The sequence below is a fragment of the Rhodococcus sp. BP-160 genome (genome assembly GCF_019836205.1).
Classification (GTDB): Bacteria; Actinomycetota; Actinomycetes; order Mycobacteriales; family Mycobacteriaceae; genus Rhodococcoides.
In genome coordinates this window covers 642,903-657,959 of record NZ_JABUEK010000003.1, presented here as the reverse complement: position 1 = coordinate 657,959, position 15,057 = coordinate 642,903, and the positions used below count along the sequence as shown (strand labels likewise).

Genomic DNA, 15,057 nt, shown 5'->3' with positions numbered 1-15,057 from the left:
ATGAGCACCGAACTGTCGATCCTCACCGGGGCACCCACCGTCGGCGCTGCCCCGTTCCTCGTCCGGCCGGCCGAGTCGGCGGCCGATCTCGCCGCCTATCACCGTCTTCGACGCGAGTCGTTCGTCGTCGAGCAGGGCTTGTTCTCGGGTACCGACCGGGACGGCGTCGACGACGATCCGCGCGCGGTCGTCCTTCTCGCGACCGCCCCCGACGGCACCGTCCTCGGCGGGGTCCGGGTGGCTCCCTGCACGGACGTCGACCTGGGATGGTGGTCGGGCAGCCGCCTCGTCGTCGCGCGGGAGAAGCGTAGTCGCGCAGTGGGACCCGCTCTGATCCGAGCCGCCTGCGCTCATGTGGAGACGGCCGGGGTGGTGCGGTTCGACGCCACCGTGCAGTCTCGCCACGTCCCGATGTTCACGGCGCTCGGGTGGACCGCCACCGGCCCCACCGTGCTGGCCGGCGCCCCGCACGAGACGATGCGCTGGACCATCGACACGGTGGCACGTCTCGTCCGGTCGACCAAGGCCGTGCTCGCAGGTGTGCTGGCGCCCCTGGCCACTGCGCCACTGGGGTTGGGGGCGAGTGGTTTCCGAGGCGACGACGGAGTGCCGGTGCCCGGCTCCGACATCATCGCCGCGTGCGACGCCATCGTGCCGTCCATGGTCGAGCGCGACCCGGAGTGGGCCGGATGGTGTGCCGCCCTGGTGAATCTGAACGATCTGTCCGCCATGGGTGCGACCCCGGTGGGCATGCTGGACGCCGTCGGCGCTCCGACGACGTCGCTCCTCACCCGCGTGATCCGGGGCCTCGCCCGCGCCGGTGACGCGTGGGGGGTTCCCGTGCTCGGCGGCCACACCCAGGTGGGTGTGCCGGCGGCGCTGTCGGTCACGGCACTCGGACGGACGTCGTCGCCGGTGCGTGCGGGCGGCGGTGAGGTCGGTGACGAGCTGAGTCTCACCGCCGACCTCGGGGGCGGCTGGCGACCCGGTTACCACGGCCTGCAGTGGGACTCGACCTCCGCACGCTCCGGGTCGGACCTCCGCGAGATGGGCTCGTTCGTGGCCCGGGCAGCTCCTCGTGCGGCGAAGGACGTCAGCATGGCGGGGCTCGCGGGCACCGTCGGCATGCTGGCCGAGGCATCAGGTACGGGCGCCGAGATCGACGTCGCCCGCATACCCCGACCCGGCGGTGCCGACCTCGGCCGATGGATCACGTGCTTCCCCGGGTTCGCGATGATCACCGCGGACCGCCCCGGACGTCGGCTCCCGCCGGCCGGTCCGGCGACATCGGCCGCCTGCGGCCGCCTCACCTCGGAGCCGGGAGTCACCTTGCGGTGGCCCGACGGCGCCACCACCTCGGCGGTCTCCGCCGCAGTCACAGGATTGGGACCAGCATGAACGACGCAACTCTCTCGGTGGCGTCCGAGCGCTTCGGCCGCGACATGGACGAGTCGTACGCCACCATCGAGCGCACCATCGCGGAAGCACGGCGACGCGGCAGCGCGCTGCTGGTCCTGCCGGAGGCGTGCCTCGGGGGCTACCTCCCGAGTCTGGGAGGCGGAGACGAGTCGGAGGAGAAGCGCCGCACCCGGCTGCAGAACCTGCCGCCGGCCCTCGAGCTGGACGGTCCGGAGATCGCGCGAGTGTCGGCGATGGCCGGGGACATGGTGGTGACCTTCGGGTTCTGTGAGGCGGACGGTCTCACGCGGTACAACGCCGCGGTGACGGTGCACGGTGACGGGGTGCTGGGCTCGTACCGCAAGGTGCACCAGCCGCTGGGCGAGAACCTCTGCTACTCGGCGGGTTCCGAGTACCGCGCCTTCGACACCCCGGTCGGCCGGATGGGCATGCAGATCTGTTACGACAAAGCGTTCCCCGAGGCGGCGCGGGAGATCGCACTCGACGGCGCCGAGATCATCACCTCGCTGTCGGCATGGCCGACCTCGCGAACGGGTCGTGCTCCGAACATGGCCGACGATCGATGGAAGCTGCGCTTCGACATCTACGACCAGGCGCGAGCACTGGAGAACCAGGTCGTGTGGATCGCGTCCAATCAGGCGGGGTCCTTCGGGTCGCTGGACTTCGTGTGCAGCGCCAAGATCGTCGGTCCGGGAGGGGAGATCCTCGCCGGCACGGGCGTCGAACCCGGCCTGGCGACAGCGACTCTCGATGTGCAGAAGGCGATCGCGGCGGCTCGCGGAGGTGGCATGTACAACCTGCGGGACCGCCGTCCGTCCGTGTATGGGACCCTCGTCGACGGCGACAGCATGTCACGGGTGGACCGGGTGATGAGCCGTGCCTGAGATGACCTTCACCGTCCAGTGGCCCAACGGGTGCCGCCAACAGTGCTACTCACCGTCACTCGTCGTCCGTGACCATCTCACGGTCGGGACGCGCTACGAGATCGCCGACTTCGTGCAGCGCAGTCGACTCGCGCTCACCGAGGCCAGTGACCGGGTGCGGGCCAAGTACGGCTTCGCGTGTACCTCGGCAGCGGCGACTCTGCGCGAGATCGAGACCACCGCAGCGGCGTTCGACCGCGGCACCGTGCACGTGCTCGACCTGGGAGGAGCGCGATGACCGAGCATCACACCGTGATCGTGATCGGCGCGGGCCAGGCGGGGCTGTCCATGAGCTGGCACCTGACCCGACGCGGTGTCGACCATGTCGTCCTCGAACGGGACACCATCGCCCACGAGTGGCTGGACGGGCGGTGGGACAACTTCACCCTGGTGACACCGAACTGGCAGTGCGTCTTGCCCGGGTACGCCTACGACGGCGACGATCCCGACGGATTCATGACCCGAGACCTGGTGTACGACTTCGTGCGGCGCTACGCCGACTCGTTCGGCGCTCCGGTCCGCGAACACGTCGCGGTGCTGTCGGTGCAGCAGGCACCCGGCGGCGGCCACGTCGTGTCGACCTCCGCCGGGTCGATGACCGCGGATCAGGTCGTGGTGGCCGTCGGTGGCTACCACGTCCCGTCGATTCCACGCCTCGCCGAGCGAGTGCCGGAGACGATCACGCAGATCCACTCGTCGGGGTACCGCAGCGCGGCGGCGCTTCCTCCGGGTGGGGTCCTGGTGGTCGGTACCGGGCAGTCCGGCGCGCAGATCGCCGAGGATCTGCACCTCGAGGGCAGGCAGGTGCACCTCGTCGCGGGGTCCGCGCCTCGTGTCGCCCGCTTCTACCGCGGACGGGACTGCGTCGCGTGGCTGCAGGACATGGGGGTGTACGACGTGTCGATCTCCGAACACGCCGGCGGACTCTCCAAGCGGGAGAGCACGAACCACTACGTGACCGGGCGGGACGGCGGACGCGACATCGACCTGCGTGCCTTCGCGCTGGACGGGATGCGGCTGTACGGGCGGTTGACCGACGTCGGTTCGGACGGTGTCCTGCGTTTCGCGCCGACTCTCGAGCAGTCACTCGACGCGGCGGACGCGGTGTCGGAGGGCATCAAGAACGACATCGACGCCTACATCACCAGGGCGGGACTCGACGCTCCCGTCGAGGAGCGATACACACCGGTCTGGCGGCCCGAGTCGGAACCCACCGAGCTCGATCTCGAGGCGGCGGGCGTCACGTCCGTCGTGTGGGCCGTCGGCTTCCGCCGGGACTACCGCTGGCTGAAGGTCGGGGTGTTCGACGGTGAGGGCCACCCGGCTCACACCCGCGGTGTGACCGCGGCGGAGGGCCTGTACTTCCTGGGTCTGCCATGGCAGAACACCTGGGGCTCGGGCCGATTCGCGGCGGTGGCACGGGATGCGGAGTACCTCGCGGAGCAGATGTCCCCGGCGGTCGGCGCCCGCGTGCCCGCGGCGGTCTGACCGCGAGATGGCGCCGATCCGGGCGGCGGCGCTCGCGGGACACTTCGGCCGTGACGTCGAGCGGTCCGTCGAGAAGATCGTGGGCATCATCGAGCAGGGCCATCAGCGGGGCATCGACCTGTTGGTCCTGCCCGACGCCTGCCTCGGCGGTTACCTCGGTGATCTCGCGCGGCCCGATCTCGAGGAGCTGCCGCCGGCGCTCGACGAGGACGGACCCGAGCTCGCGGTGATCGCTGCTGCGGCCGGTGCGATGACCGTGTGCGTGGGCTACACCGAGAGGGCGGCCCTGGTCCGTTACAACGCCGCCGTGTGCCTCACGGGCGACGGTGTGTTGGGTCGTCATCGAAAGGTGCACCAACCGGCGGGGGAGTCGTTGGCCTATGCGGCGGGAGATCGGTTCTCGGCGTTCGACACGCCGGTGGGCAGGATGGGCATGCTGATCGATTACGACAAGACATTCCCCGAGGCGGCGCGCACCTTGGCTCTGGACGGTGCGCGCATCATCGCGGCGCTGTCGGCGTGGCCGGCCAGTGTGACGGACAGGGCGTCGAAGTTGGCCAACGACAGACAGTCTCGCCTGTTCGACCTCTACGACGCCGCCCGGGCAGCCGAGAATCAGGTGGTGCTGCTGTCGTCCAATCACACGGGGGTGACGGGATCTCTGCGCTTCCTCGGGCAGGCGAAGATCGTCGGTCCCGGCGGCGAGGTCCTGTGCCGGACGCGAGACAAGGGTGGCCTGGCGTGCTGCGACATCGACGTGGACGCGGAGGTGGACCGGGCCCGTCGGGTGCTGCGTCACCTCGACGAACGACGACCGGACACCTACCACTCACAGGCATCGAAGGAGACCACGTGCGTGTCGCCCTCCTGACCTACTCGACGAAACCGCGAGGGGGAGTGGTCCACACCGTCGAACTGGCGGAAGCACTGGCGCGCGCGGGAGCGGACGTGACGGTGTGGTCCCTGGCGCGCGGCGGCGACGAGGGCTTCTACCGTGCGATCGATCCCGCGGTGACGGTTCGTCTCGTTCCGTTCCCGGCGCGCGAGGACGAGTCGGTGGGCGATCGCATCCTGCGGTCGATAGCACTGATGCGCAGTGCATTCGACCCGGGTGACGCCGACGTCGTGCATGCCCAGGACTGCATCACCGCGAACGCCGTCGGACGCTGTGTCCGCACGATCCACCACCTCGAGGAGTTCACGACACCGGAACTCGCCGCCTGCCACGAGCGCGCGGTCGTCGAGCCCCTCGCCCGCATCTGTGTCTCGCGCGCCGTGGCCGACGAGGTGCGTGCGGGATGGGGGCTGTCGCCGACGGTCATCCCCAACGGGGTCGACCATGCTCGGTTCGCGGCGGCACGCGGCGACGAGTGGCGCACCCGTCTCGGCCGATACGTCCTCGCGGTCGGTGGCATCGAGCCGCGCAAGGGGAGCATCGACCTGCTCGAGGCCCACGCCGCGCTTCGAGAGCGGTGTCCGGACGTGGGTCTGGTGTTCGCCGGCGGTGAGACGTTGTTCGACTACCGGGGGTACCGGGCGGAGTTCGACACCCGACTCGCGGAACTGGCGGGCAGGCCGGAGGCCGGTCGGTCGACAGGCGACGAGGGGCCCGTACCGCGGGTGCTCGGCACCGTCGACCACGACGTGCTCCCGTCTCTCGTCGCGGGCGCGTCGGCATTCGCGTTCCTCTCCACCAAGGAAGGCTTCGGGCTGGCCGCGATGGAGGCTCTCGCCGCCTCGGTTCCCGTCGTGGTGCGGGATCTCCCCGTGTTCCGCGAGGTGTTCGGGGACGCGGTGCGCTACGGCGGCGACGCGGAGGGGACGGCTGCCGCACTCGAGGACGCTCTGACGTCGGACGACCGTGCCGCTGCCGGGCGCGCACTGGCTGCCCGCACGAGTTGGGACGACGCCGCGGCCGCTCATCTCGCGTTCTACGCAGGGCTCGCGCATCGCTGATCAGCGCAGGGGCGATGTGCCCGCGTCGTCCGGTCCGTCGTCGGGGAGGTGTCCCGGCGACGTGGTGTCGACCGTCGCGTCGAAGAACAACTGGACGAACGACAACGGAGACGCGCGTTGCTCGCTGTCTCGCTCGGGCACGTCGGACATGGTGGCACTCCCTTCTCGACGTGGATCGCCGGACCGATCATCTCAGATTCTGAATAGTTGAACAACTGAGAGATATACCGGCGTCGAGGGGAAAATGATGTGATCCACTTCTCAGGGCGTGGAAACTATGTTAAGACATACAGACATGGTTCGAGCGTCGCTGGGCGGCTCGGACCCGCCACGCCGACGATGGGATGTCATGTCTTCGCAAGTCAGCACCACGGGAAGTGCACTACCGCCGGACGCACCCGGTCCCCACTCGCGTCGCCTCGGCGTCATCGCCGTGGTGGCGACCTTCGGTGGCCTGCTGTTCGGATACGACACGGGCGTCATCAACGGCGCGCTGGAGCCGCTGAAGGAGGACCTGTCGCTCACGGCCTTCACCGAGGGCTTCGTCGTCAGCATCCTCATCTTCGGGGCGGCCATCGGCGCACTGGTCGGGGGCCGACTGTCGGACAAGTACGGCCGTCGGCACAACATCCTGATGCTGGCCGGCATCTTCGTCCTCGGCACTCTGGGCTGCGTTCTCGCCCCGTCGTGGGAGGTGCTGGCGGTGTTCCGCTTCATCCTCGGCCTCGCGGTCGGCGGAGCGTCCGCGACCGTGCCGGTGTACCTCTCGGAGGTCTCACCGTTCGAGCGCCGCGGTTCCCTGGTGACGCGCAACGAGGTCATGATCGTCAGCGGCCAGTTCGCGGCCTTCGTGATCAACGCCCTCATCTTCAACATCTGGGGCGAGCACGACTCCGTCTGGCGCTACATGCTGCTGGTCGCCGTGTTGCCCGCGTTCGCACTGTTCTTCGGCATGCTGCGGATGCCCGAGAGTCCGCGCTGGCTCGTCTCGCAGGGCCGGGACGACGACGCCCTGGCGGTGCTGAAGCAGGTGCGGTCCCCCGAACGTGCGGAGGCCGAGATGGCCGAGGTGCACGCGCTGGCCGAGGAGGAGAAGCTTTCGCAGACCGGCGGCGCGGCCGACCTGTCGGTGCGGTGGATCCGACGGTTGATCTACATCGGTGTGGGACTCGGTGTGTTCCAACAGTTCACGGGCATCAACTCGGTGATGTACTACGGCACCCAGCTCCTCGGCGACGCCGGATTCTCGAGCAGCTCCGCCATCATCGCGAACACGCTCAACGGCCTCTTCAGCGTCCTCGGCATCACGGTCGGCCTGCTCATCATGAATCGGATCGATCGCCGAACGATGCTGATCGCGGGCTTCTCACTGACGACGCTCTTCCATCTCCTGGTCGGACTGTCCGCACTGCTGCTGCCGGACGGCACCGCCAAGGCATACTTCATCCTCGTCTTCGTCGTGCTCTTCGTCTTCTGCATGCAGGGCACGATCGGGCCGCTGGTCTGGCTGATGCTCGCAGAGATCTTCCCGCTCAAGATTCGCAGCTTCGCCATCGGTGTCTGCGTGTTCATGCTGTGGATCGCCAATGCTGCCGTCGCACTGGCCTTCCCGCCGGTGGTCGACGCGCTCGGCATCGCGCCGACGTTCTTCATCTTCGTCGGACTGGGCATACTGGCCCTGGTCTTCATCATCACGCAGGTGCCGGAGACCCGCGGTCAGAGCCTGGAGGAACTCGAGGCCCGGTTCCGCCGCGAGTACTCCTGACACGATCACCCCACTTCGAGAAGGACGGCGAGACATCATGGCAGTACTGGTGGCAGTGACCGACAGCGACGAGGGCCGACACGCACTGTCGGAGGCGGTGTCGGAGGCGCGCATGCTCGAGACCGACGTGATCGCGGTGAACCTGACCCTCGGCGCGCTCGACACGAGCGACGTGGGCGGTGACGTGGCGGTGCGAGTGATCGACCGGGCGGGGCGCGAGGACCGCGACCCGGTGATCGCGGTGATCGACGAGATCGAGGCGCACCCGGAGGTGACGCGACTCGTGATCGGGATCAAGAAGCGCAGTCGGGTGGGAAAGGCGTTGCTGGGCAGCGTCAGTCAGCGTCTGCTGATGACGTCACCGGTGCCGGTGCTCACCGTTCGACCCAGCTGAGCCGAACGGTGAGCGGTGGCAGAGGTCAGACGGTGCAGAGCGGGCGGATCTCGTTGCTGCCCTGAGTGGTCGGCGACGTCAACAGCAGGCAGGCGTTGTAGCCGCGGCTCTCGACGACGCTCCGGATCTGCTTCCACTGATCGGCACTCACCTGCGGCGACCTCGACAGGACGAAGCCGGACGTGCGGAACGGGTCGCCCACCAGCGCCCACGAGTAGTCGTCGGCGATGTAGGTGACGATGTAGTTGGTGGGTCCCTCGGGATTGTCCTGGGTGGGCACGCCGGGGAAGCTCACGTGCAGCTGCGCCTGCGTGACCGGATCGTTCACCCGGGCGTTGCCGATGATCTCGTTGGCTCCGCCGTCCCAGCGGGTGCAGTTGTTCTGCACGCGCACGTTGCTGGGGTCGAGCACCTGGTAGTTGGCCCGGGTGTCCTTGGCGCAGTTCAGGTTGAACGGCTGCGGGACGGCCGCGATCTGCCACCAGTCACCCGCGTAGCGCTGGACGTCCAGCTGAGCGATGGGCTGCAGCGGCTCGAACAGAGGCAGCGCTGACGCGGCGCTGCCGCCGGCGAGCAGAGCTCCGGTGACCAACGCTCCGGCGACTGCCGTGCGGATGATGCTGCGGATCATGAGGTGACTCCTTCTTTCGTGGCGTTCGGACTGTCTTCGGAGTGCGGGTCGAGTTCGGTCGGCCACCAGATGCGGGGACCGATCAGGGTGAACAGGGCCGGAATCACGATCGTGCGGACCACGAAGGTGTCGAGCAGGATGCCGAGGCCCACGACGATCCCGAGCTGCGTGAGCAGAATGAGTGGCAGGACGCCCAGCACGGTGAACACCGCGGCGAGCACGATGCCCGCACTGGTGATGACCGCGCCCGTCGACGCGACGGCGCGCACGATGCCCGTCCGCGTCCCGTACGACGGTGTCTCCTCGCGTGCCCGGGTGACGAGGAAGATCGTGTAGTCCACACCCAGGGCCACGAGGAACAGGAACCCGAACAGCGGCACGTTGTCGCCGAGGGCGGGGAAGCCGAAGATGTTCTCGCTGGCCCAGCTGCCGATGCCCAGAGCCGCCAGCGTGCTGAGCACCGTCGTGGCCACGAGCACCAGGGGTGCGAGGGCCGACCGGAGCAGAACGAACAGCACCAGCAGTACCACCAGCAGGATCACCGGGATGATCACCAGGCGGTCGCGAGCTGCGGCATCGGACGTGTCCAGCGCCTGCGCATCGCTGCCGCCCACCAGAGCGTCGGCACCCGTGATCGGAGCGACAGATGCACGCAGGTTCTCGACCGCGGCGAACGCGCCGTCGGAGGACGGTTCCGCGTCGAGCACGACGGACCACTCGGTGAGACCGGTGTCGGAGGTGGCGGGCTGGGAGTCCGCAGTTCGGGACACCGACACCACGCCGTCGGTGTCCTGCAGCGCTGCCTCGACCTCCGAGGCCGCCGCGGTCCGGGCGACGACGACGGTCGGATCTGACTGCCCCGCCGGGAAGTGCTCGGCGAGCGTGTCGATGCCGGTGACGGATTCGGCGGTGACGCGGAACTGCTCGGTCTGCGACAGGCCCACGTTCGTTCCGACGAGGCCGAGAATGCAGACGGCCAGCGCGACCAGCGACACCGCCGCGGCGCGGCCGGGTCGACGACCGACGGCGTTGGCGACGCGGAAGAACACGCCCTTGTCCGTCGGCTCGGGATCGCCCACGCGAGGAACGAACGGCCAGAACAGCTTCCGACCGAACAGCGAGAGCAGTGGCGGAAGAACGAAGAGCACGAAGACGGCGGCGACCACGAGACCGGCCGCGGCCAGACCGCCCAGGCTGCGCGTACTCGGCAGAGTGCCCAGCAGCAGCGTCAGGAGCGCGAGCACCACCGTCGCGTTGCTCGCCACGATGGCCGGGCCGGCGCGTCGCACGGCATGGTGGAGGGCGACCCGGTGGTCGCTCTCGCGGCGCAGTTCCTCGCGGTACCGGGAGATGAGCAGCAGCGCATAGTTGGTCCCGGCGCCGAACACCAGGACGCTGGTGATGCCCGAGGTGCTGCCGTCGAACGAGAGCCCGGTGAGCCCGGACACTGCGGTGCCGACCGTCGAGGCGACCCGGTCACCGAAGCCCACGACGGCGAGCGGCACGAGCCAGAGAACCGGTGACCGGTACGTGGCGATCAGCAGCAGGGCCACCACCAGCGCGGTGACGCCGAGCAGCGTGACATTGGCCCCGGAGAAGGAGTCGGCGATGTCGGCGGCGAACGCGGGACCGCCCGTGACCTGCGCCGTCAACCCGTCGGGGAGGCCGTCGGTGGCAGCGGTGCGCAGCTCGGTGACCAGATCGGCCAGTCCCGTTCCGGACTCCGACGTCGACACCTGGACGGGGGCGATGGCCGCCTCGCCGTCGGGTGCGGGAACGACCGGGGCGTCGGGCGCACCCGCGTCCACCCCGCGCTCGACACCGTTCATCCGCATCCTCGCGGCAGCGACGTCGGCGAGGTCCTGTTCGGACAGGGCGCCGCCGTCGGCGCGCGTCACCACGAGGATCACCGGCGAGAGGTCGGAGTCGGGGAATTCCTCGAGCAGGGCGTCGACCCGTGCCGATTCCGCGTCCGAGGGGAGCGATGTCGGCGAACTCTCGGCGGCGGAGTTGCTCCCGACGCCGCCGATGAGCGCGCCGGCGGCAAGGACGACGAGCAGGGCGACGATCCAGGACCGAGGCCCCGAGACGAGGCCGGCCACGCGGTTCCACACAGAGTTGTCGCTCACCGGAAAAGTGTCTCAGTTAGTTGATCGTTAAGCAACTGAGACATTGCTCGGAGGTCCGGCGAGTACGCTGACACCCGAGTTTTCGAAGGAGAATCTGTGTCAGCACACGAACGGTCGGAGCGGTCCGACGCGACCGACGCCGACGGTGCCCGGCGCGATCTCGAATCCACGATCGCCGCCGACATGCGCGCCATGACAGCCGAGTCGGATCAGCTCGGCCGTGTGTTCGGCTCTCGACACCACCTCAGCGCGAACGACTTCCGAGCCCTGCTGCACATCATGGTCGCCGATGTCGGTGGACGTCCGGTGTCGCCGGGCGAGCTCGGCTCTCTCCTCGGACTCTCCTCCGCCGCCATGACGTATCTGGTGGAGCGGATGATCGCGTCGGGTCACATCCGCCGCGAACCCGACACGCGGGACCGACGGCGGGTCATCCTCCGCTACGACGAGCCGGGAATGGACGTCGCACGGCAGTTCTTCGGCCCGCTCGGACAGCACGTCCACGAGTCGCTGTCCGCGCTGCCGGACACGGATCTCGCTGCGGCGCACCGTGTGTTCGGAGCTCTCACCGACGCCATGCAGACCTACCACCAGGAGATCAAGAGCACCGGGTGATCAGGCCCCGAGCTTCTGAGCGAACATGACGATGATGCCGCTGGGTCCGCGCACGTAGGTCAATACATAGACACCCTCGTAGTTCGCGACACCGCGCAACGGGTGGCAGCCGTGCCGAGCGGCCACTGCCAGAGCCTGCTCGAGGTCGTCGACCTCGAAGGCGATGCGGTGCATGCCGATCTGATGCGGGAGCGTCGGTTCCGTTTCGATCATGGTGGGATGGCGGTTCTGGAACAGCTCGATGCGGCCCGCCCCGTCCGGCGTCTGCAGCATCGCGATGTCGGCGTGATTGCCGTCCAGACCCACCGCCGTGTCGGCCCACTCGCCCTGGACCGTGTCACGGCCGAGGAGTGTCAGACCCAGATCGGTGAAGAACGCGATGGCCTCGTCGAGGTCGCGTACCGCGATCCCGACGTTCTCGAGTCGTATCGACATCGCTCGACTCTAACGACCGGTGTGCTCCACGATGACGTCCTTCACGCGATCGACGTCCGCGGGGACGACGTCGAAGCGCTGCGGCAGGTCCTCGATGCCCTCGAACGCCGGCGGACGCTCGGGTTCGGTTCCCAGTGCCTCCCGCACGATGTCCGCGAACTTCGCGGGCAACGCGGTCTCGAGCACGATCATGGGCACGCCCTCGCGCAGGTTCCGGCGGGCGACACTCACGCCGTCGGCGGTGTGCGGGTCGATGGTCACGCCGTAGCGCTCGGCCACGTCGCGGATGGTCTCGACGCGGTTCGCGTGCGTGCTGCGGCCGGACACGAAGCCGAACTCCTGGATGCGATCGAACTCGGGAGTACCGGAGAAGTCGAAGCCGCCGTCGGTGTCGAGCGCGCGGAACAGCTCACCGAGCCGGACCGCGTCCTGATCGACGAGGTCGTAGAGGAAGCGCTCGAAGTTGGACGCCTTGGAGATGTCCATGCTGGGGCTCGAGGTGTGGTGGGTCTCGGCGGCCGCGCGGGGACGGTAGACACCCGTGCGGAAGAACTCGTCGAGGACGTCGTTCTCGTTGGTCGCGACGACGAGCTGGTCGATCGGCAGGCCCATGCACCGGGCGATGTGTCCGGCGCACACGTTGCCGAAGTTGCCGGACGGCACCGAGAACGACACGCGCCGGCCCGGCCCGTCCGTCGCGAGGAGCCACCCGTGCACGTAGTAGACGACCTGCGCGACGACTCGACCCCAGTTGATCGAGTTGACGGTGCCGATGGCGTGGTGCGCCTTGAACTCGGCGTCCTTGGAGACGGCCTTGACGATGTCCTGGCAGTCGTCGAAATTCCCCTCGACCGCGAGGTTCACGATGTTCTCGTCCTGCAGGCTGAACATCTGGGCCCGCTGGAAACTGCTCATCCGGCCGTGCGGGCTCAGCATGACGACGCGGATGTTCTTCTTGCCGCGCATCGCGTGCTCGGCGGCGCTGCCGGTGTCACCCGATGTGGCGCCCAGGATGTTGAGCTCCTCGCCGCTGCCCGCGAGGGAGTACTCGAACAGGTTGCCCAACAACTGCATCGCCATGTCCTTGAATGCCAGCGTCGGGCCGTTGGACAGCCCCAGGAGATGGAGCGAGGTGCCCTGCTCCTCGCCGAGTGGACGCAGCGGGGTGATGAGTGACGTGTCGTCGCCGGGTCGGCCGTTCGAGTAGACCTCGGCGGTGTACGTCCGGCGCGTGATGTCGCGGAGGTCCTCCGCGGGAATGTCGTCGGCGAACTTCGAGAGCACCTCGAAGGCGAGGTCGGCGTAGGACAGTGAGCGGAACGACTCGAGCTCGTCGGCGGTCAGCTGCGGGTACTCGGCCGGCAGGTAGAGACCACCGTCGGGGGCCAGGCCGCCGAGGAGGATGTCCGAGAAGTGCTGGGGCAGGTTGTGACCCCGCGTCGACTGATACTGCATCTTCGTCTCTCTCGTCCGGTGGCGCGCCCGGCTGACAACTGTGCCACATCCGCCGGTCCGGACCGGATCTGGTGCAGTGAACCGTGGAGAGCACGGGTAGCTGCACCGGATCATCCGGTGACGAAGCGTCGCACCTCGGCAGCCACCTCGTCGGGCCGTTCGACGAGGTCCCGCCACGTGTACCGCAACACCGTCCACTCCCTGCTGAGGACGTTCTGCCGGATCCGGTCGCGGTGGAACGCGGCGCTGTCCGAGTGGAAGGCCCACCCGTCGATCTCCACGCAGACCCTGGCGTGCGGGAACGCGAAGTCGAGGATGTAGCCCGCGTACGGCAGGTTCACCCGCAGTCCGGTGATGTGTGCGGATCTCATGATCCTGCGGAACAGCCGTTCGGCGTCGGACCGGGCACCGCCCTCGGCGGCGCGCAGGAGCTGCTCCGCTCGCGCGTACCCGCGACGTCCGGGGTTGCGAGCGTGCGCTCGTCGGAGATGGTCGAGGGTCATCGTCTTCTGCAGGGCGCGATCCATGACCTCGGGGCCCAGCACCGTGGACGCCTCCAGAACGGTCAGCGGCGTCCTCGTCACGAGGACACGGCGCACGATCACGACGTCGATGCTCGGCAGGTCGCGCCGGCGCACCCGGACGCCGGTGATTCCGCGACCGGAGCCTGTCCGGGGTACGGTCACCTCGATCGTCTCCGGGCCCGCGGAAGCATGCGATACCAGTACGCGGCTGCAGGACCGGACAGCGCGCCCGTACTCGTGGACCACACCGCGCACCGGATCCGCGCGTCGTCGGTGAACGGTCGGTCGACGGCGAAGAACACTCCGCGACTCGTGCGCCGCCAGCGGCCGGTGTGGACGCGCCACTCGATGGCCTCGGGGGTGAGTCCGGCGGTGCGGGCCTGCGCGGTGGTCACCACCCCGTCCTGCTCGGCCAGCAGTCTCTCGATCATCTCGCACTGGACGCGCGCGCCTCCGCGGCAGTTCCGTGGATCGGATCCGGTGCAGTGAACCGGGTACAGCACGGTCGGCTGCACCGGATCACGGCCGCTCCGGCCCCGGCTGGCAGTGCGGGCACCACCAGGTCCGCCGTCGTTCCGGATCTCCCGGCACCTCGGCGACCACGCGGACGGTGGTGCCGCATCGCAGGCACGGCTTGCCCGCGCGACCCGCCACCCAGTGCTGCCGACCTGGCCGGGTGTCTCCGGTGGTCACCTGCATGGCCCGCGGGGTGGACACCGAGTGGCGCATCGCCTTGCGAGTGAGGGCGACCAGTCGAGTGGCATCCACGTCGCACGCCGGCACCCACGGCCCGAGACCACGAAGGAAACACAGTTCGTTGGCCCACAGGTTGCCCGGACCGGCCATGACGCGCTGATCGAGCAGTACCGCGACGATCGGGCGCGGGTCCCGCGCGATGTTCGCCGCCGCCTGCGCGGCGTCGAAGTCGTCGTGCAGCGGATCGGGGCCGAGATACGACAGCGCCGCGTCGACGTCGCGAGTGGTGGAGAACTCGACCACCGGGAGCAGCAGCCCGTACGCGGTGGGCCCGTCGCGCACGGCCAGCCGCACGCGCACGTCGGGATCGAGGCGACGGGGCAGTCGTCGGCCGGGCGCGGTGACGGTCCACGACCCCGTCATCCTCAGATGCGTGTGGAGCGTCAGGTCGCCGTCGAGATCGGTGAGCAGGTGTTTGCCGTGCGTCCGGTGCCGTTGGATCGTGCGTCCCGCGAGGTTCTCCGTCGCATGTGCGGGGACGTTCAGCCGGCCCTCGGCCAGTTCCCGGCCGTCCAGCGCCGCCCGCAGACGTGCCGCGAGCGCGTGGACCGTGTCCCCCTCCGGCAC

Annotated in this window: 17 protein-coding genes; 9 read left to right on the top strand and 8 right to left on the bottom strand. The window is 69.0% G+C overall.

All coding sequences use genetic code 11. The annotated features are described in order from the left end of the window. The 6 genes from HQ306_RS14985 to HQ306_RS14960 are packed head-to-tail and all read left to right on the top strand — an operon-like array spanning position 1 to position 5,786. Positions 1-1,398, top strand: a complete 1,398-nt coding sequence (locus tag HQ306_RS14985; RefSeq protein WP_222632276.1) for an MSMEG_0567/sll0787 family protein — start codon at positions 1-3, stop codon at positions 1,396-1,398. Then, positions 1,395-2,303: a carbon-nitrogen hydrolase family protein gene (locus tag HQ306_RS14980; RefSeq protein ID WP_222632274.1), complete on the top strand. Its 909-nt coding sequence runs from the start codon at positions 1,395-1,397 to the stop codon at positions 2,301-2,303. The genes HQ306_RS14985 and HQ306_RS14980 overlap by 4 nt, the downstream gene beginning before the upstream one ends. Continuing rightward, the gene (locus tag HQ306_RS14975) at positions 2,296-2,580 is read left to right on the top strand and encodes an MSMEG_0570 family nitrogen starvation response protein (protein WP_056441075.1); all 285 of its coding nucleotides are present in this window, start codon (positions 2,296-2,298) and stop codon (positions 2,578-2,580) included. The genes HQ306_RS14980 and HQ306_RS14975 overlap by 8 nt, the downstream gene beginning before the upstream one ends. Further along, entirely contained in the window at positions 2,577-3,830 is a 1,254-nt protein-coding gene (locus tag HQ306_RS14970; RefSeq protein WP_037185980.1) for an MSMEG_0569 family flavin-dependent oxidoreductase, read from the top strand. The genes HQ306_RS14975 and HQ306_RS14970 overlap by 4 nt, the downstream gene beginning before the upstream one ends. Positions 3,831-3,837: 7 nt before the next feature. Further along, positions 3,838-4,701 carry a carbon-nitrogen hydrolase family protein gene (locus tag HQ306_RS14965; protein ID WP_056441078.1) on the top strand — a complete coding sequence of 288 codons (864 nt, stop codon included), beginning with the start codon at positions 3,838-3,840 and terminating at the stop codon, positions 4,699-4,701. Further along, positions 4,683-5,786, top strand: coding sequence for an MSMEG_0565 family glycosyltransferase (locus HQ306_RS14960; protein WP_027506097.1), 1,104 nt, complete (start codon positions 4,683-4,685; stop codon positions 5,784-5,786). Before HQ306_RS14965 ends, HQ306_RS14960 begins: the two co-directional genes overlap by 19 nt. Here the strand turns inward: HQ306_RS14960 and HQ306_RS14955 are convergent, their stop codons facing one another. Then, complete coding sequence (locus tag HQ306_RS14955; protein ID WP_222632272.1) at positions 5,787-5,936, bottom strand: hypothetical protein; 150 nt, start codon at positions 5,934-5,936, stop codon at positions 5,787-5,789. Positions 5,937-6,135: 199 nt separating this feature from the next. Here HQ306_RS14955 and HQ306_RS14950 point away from each other — a divergent pair, with 199 nt between their 5' ends. Both HQ306_RS14950 and HQ306_RS14945 read left to right on the top strand, forming a co-directional pair. Continuing rightward, entirely contained in the window at positions 6,136-7,551 is a 1,416-nt protein-coding gene (locus HQ306_RS14950; protein ID WP_056441079.1) for a sugar porter family MFS transporter, read from the top strand. A 37-nt stretch (positions 7,552-7,588) separates the two neighbouring features. Further along, complete coding sequence (locus HQ306_RS14945) at positions 7,589-7,945, top strand: universal stress protein (protein ID WP_027506099.1); 357 nt, start codon at positions 7,589-7,591, stop codon at positions 7,943-7,945. Between the two features lie 25 nt (positions 7,946-7,970). Here the strand turns inward: HQ306_RS14945 and HQ306_RS14940 are convergent, their stop codons facing one another. After that, positions 7,971-8,576: a lipocalin family protein gene (locus HQ306_RS14940; protein WP_222632270.1), complete on the bottom strand. Its 606-nt coding sequence runs from the start codon at positions 8,574-8,576 to the stop codon at positions 7,971-7,973. Further along, positions 8,573-10,705: an MMPL family transporter gene (locus tag HQ306_RS14935; protein WP_308115517.1), complete on the bottom strand. Its 2,133-nt coding sequence runs from the start codon at positions 10,703-10,705 to the stop codon at positions 8,573-8,575. The genes HQ306_RS14940 and HQ306_RS14935 overlap by 4 nt, the downstream gene beginning before the upstream one ends. 183 nt (positions 10,706-10,888) lie before the next feature. Here HQ306_RS14935 and HQ306_RS14930 point away from each other — a divergent pair, with 183 nt between their 5' ends. Next, positions 10,889-11,320 carry a MarR family winged helix-turn-helix transcriptional regulator gene (locus tag HQ306_RS14930; RefSeq protein ID WP_051613432.1) on the top strand — a complete coding sequence of 144 codons (432 nt, stop codon included), beginning with the start codon at positions 10,889-10,891 and terminating at the stop codon, positions 11,318-11,320. On the opposite strand, the gene HQ306_RS14925 is transcribed toward HQ306_RS14930, so the two are convergent. The 5 genes from HQ306_RS14925 to HQ306_RS22630 form a co-directional block, all read right to left on the bottom strand. Continuing rightward, positions 11,321-11,755, bottom strand: a complete 435-nt coding sequence (locus HQ306_RS14925) for a VOC family protein (RefSeq protein WP_222632268.1) — start codon at positions 11,753-11,755, stop codon at positions 11,321-11,323. Between the two features lie 9 nt (positions 11,756-11,764). Beyond that, positions 11,765-13,210: a threonine synthase gene (thrC, locus tag HQ306_RS14920; protein ID WP_222632266.1), complete on the bottom strand. Its 1,446-nt coding sequence runs from the start codon at positions 13,208-13,210 to the stop codon at positions 11,765-11,767. Positions 13,211-13,320: 110 nt separating this feature from the next. Then, the gene (locus HQ306_RS14915; RefSeq protein WP_308115516.1) at positions 13,321-13,896 is read right to left on the bottom strand and encodes a DUF559 domain-containing protein; all 576 of its coding nucleotides are present in this window, start codon (positions 13,894-13,896) and stop codon (positions 13,321-13,323) included. After that, entirely contained in the window at positions 13,893-14,165 is a 273-nt protein-coding gene (locus HQ306_RS22635; RefSeq protein WP_308115515.1) for a type IV toxin-antitoxin system AbiEi family antitoxin domain-containing protein, read from the bottom strand. Before HQ306_RS22635 ends, HQ306_RS14915 begins: the two co-directional genes overlap by 4 nt. An 88-nt stretch (positions 14,166-14,253) precedes the next feature. Continuing rightward, a complete protein-coding gene (locus HQ306_RS22630; RefSeq protein WP_222632264.1) occupies positions 14,254-15,057 on the bottom strand; it encodes a DNA-formamidopyrimidine glycosylase family protein in 804 nt (267 codons plus the stop codon).

Coding starts and splice junctions, on each gene's coding strand:
- HQ306_RS14985 (WP_222632276.1), top strand. CDS start 1: ATGAGCACCGAACTGTCGATCCTCACCGGGGCACCCACCGTCGGCGCT.
- HQ306_RS14980 (WP_222632274.1), top strand. CDS start 1,395: ATGAACGACGCAACTCTCTCGGTGGCGTCCGAGCGCTTCGGCCGCGAC.
- HQ306_RS14970 (WP_037185980.1), top strand. CDS start 2,577: ATGACCGAGCATCACACCGTGATCGTGATCGGCGCGGGCCAGGCGGGG.
- HQ306_RS14965 (WP_056441078.1), top strand. CDS start 3,838: ATGGCGCCGATCCGGGCGGCGGCGCTCGCGGGACACTTCGGCCGTGAC.
- HQ306_RS14955 (WP_222632272.1), bottom strand. CDS start 5,936: ATGTCCGACGTGCCCGAGCGAGACAGCGAGCAACGCGCGTCTCCGTTG.
- HQ306_RS14950 (WP_056441079.1), top strand. CDS start 6,136: ATGTCTTCGCAAGTCAGCACCACGGGAAGTGCACTACCGCCGGACGCA.
- HQ306_RS14945 (WP_027506099.1), top strand. CDS start 7,589: ATGGCAGTACTGGTGGCAGTGACCGACAGCGACGAGGGCCGACACGCA.
- HQ306_RS14940 (WP_222632270.1), bottom strand. CDS start 8,576: ATGATCCGCAGCATCATCCGCACGGCAGTCGCCGGAGCGTTGGTCACC.
- HQ306_RS14930 (WP_051613432.1), top strand. CDS start 10,889: ATGCGCGCCATGACAGCCGAGTCGGATCAGCTCGGCCGTGTGTTCGGC.
- HQ306_RS14925 (WP_222632268.1), bottom strand. CDS start 11,755: ATGTCGATACGACTCGAGAACGTCGGGATCGCGGTACGCGACCTCGAC.
- thrC (WP_222632266.1), bottom strand. CDS start 13,210: ATGCAGTATCAGTCGACGCGGGGTCACAACCTGCCCCAGCACTTCTCG.
- HQ306_RS22635 (WP_308115515.1), bottom strand. CDS start 14,165: ATGATCGAGAGACTGCTGGCCGAGCAGGACGGGGTGGTGACCACCGCG.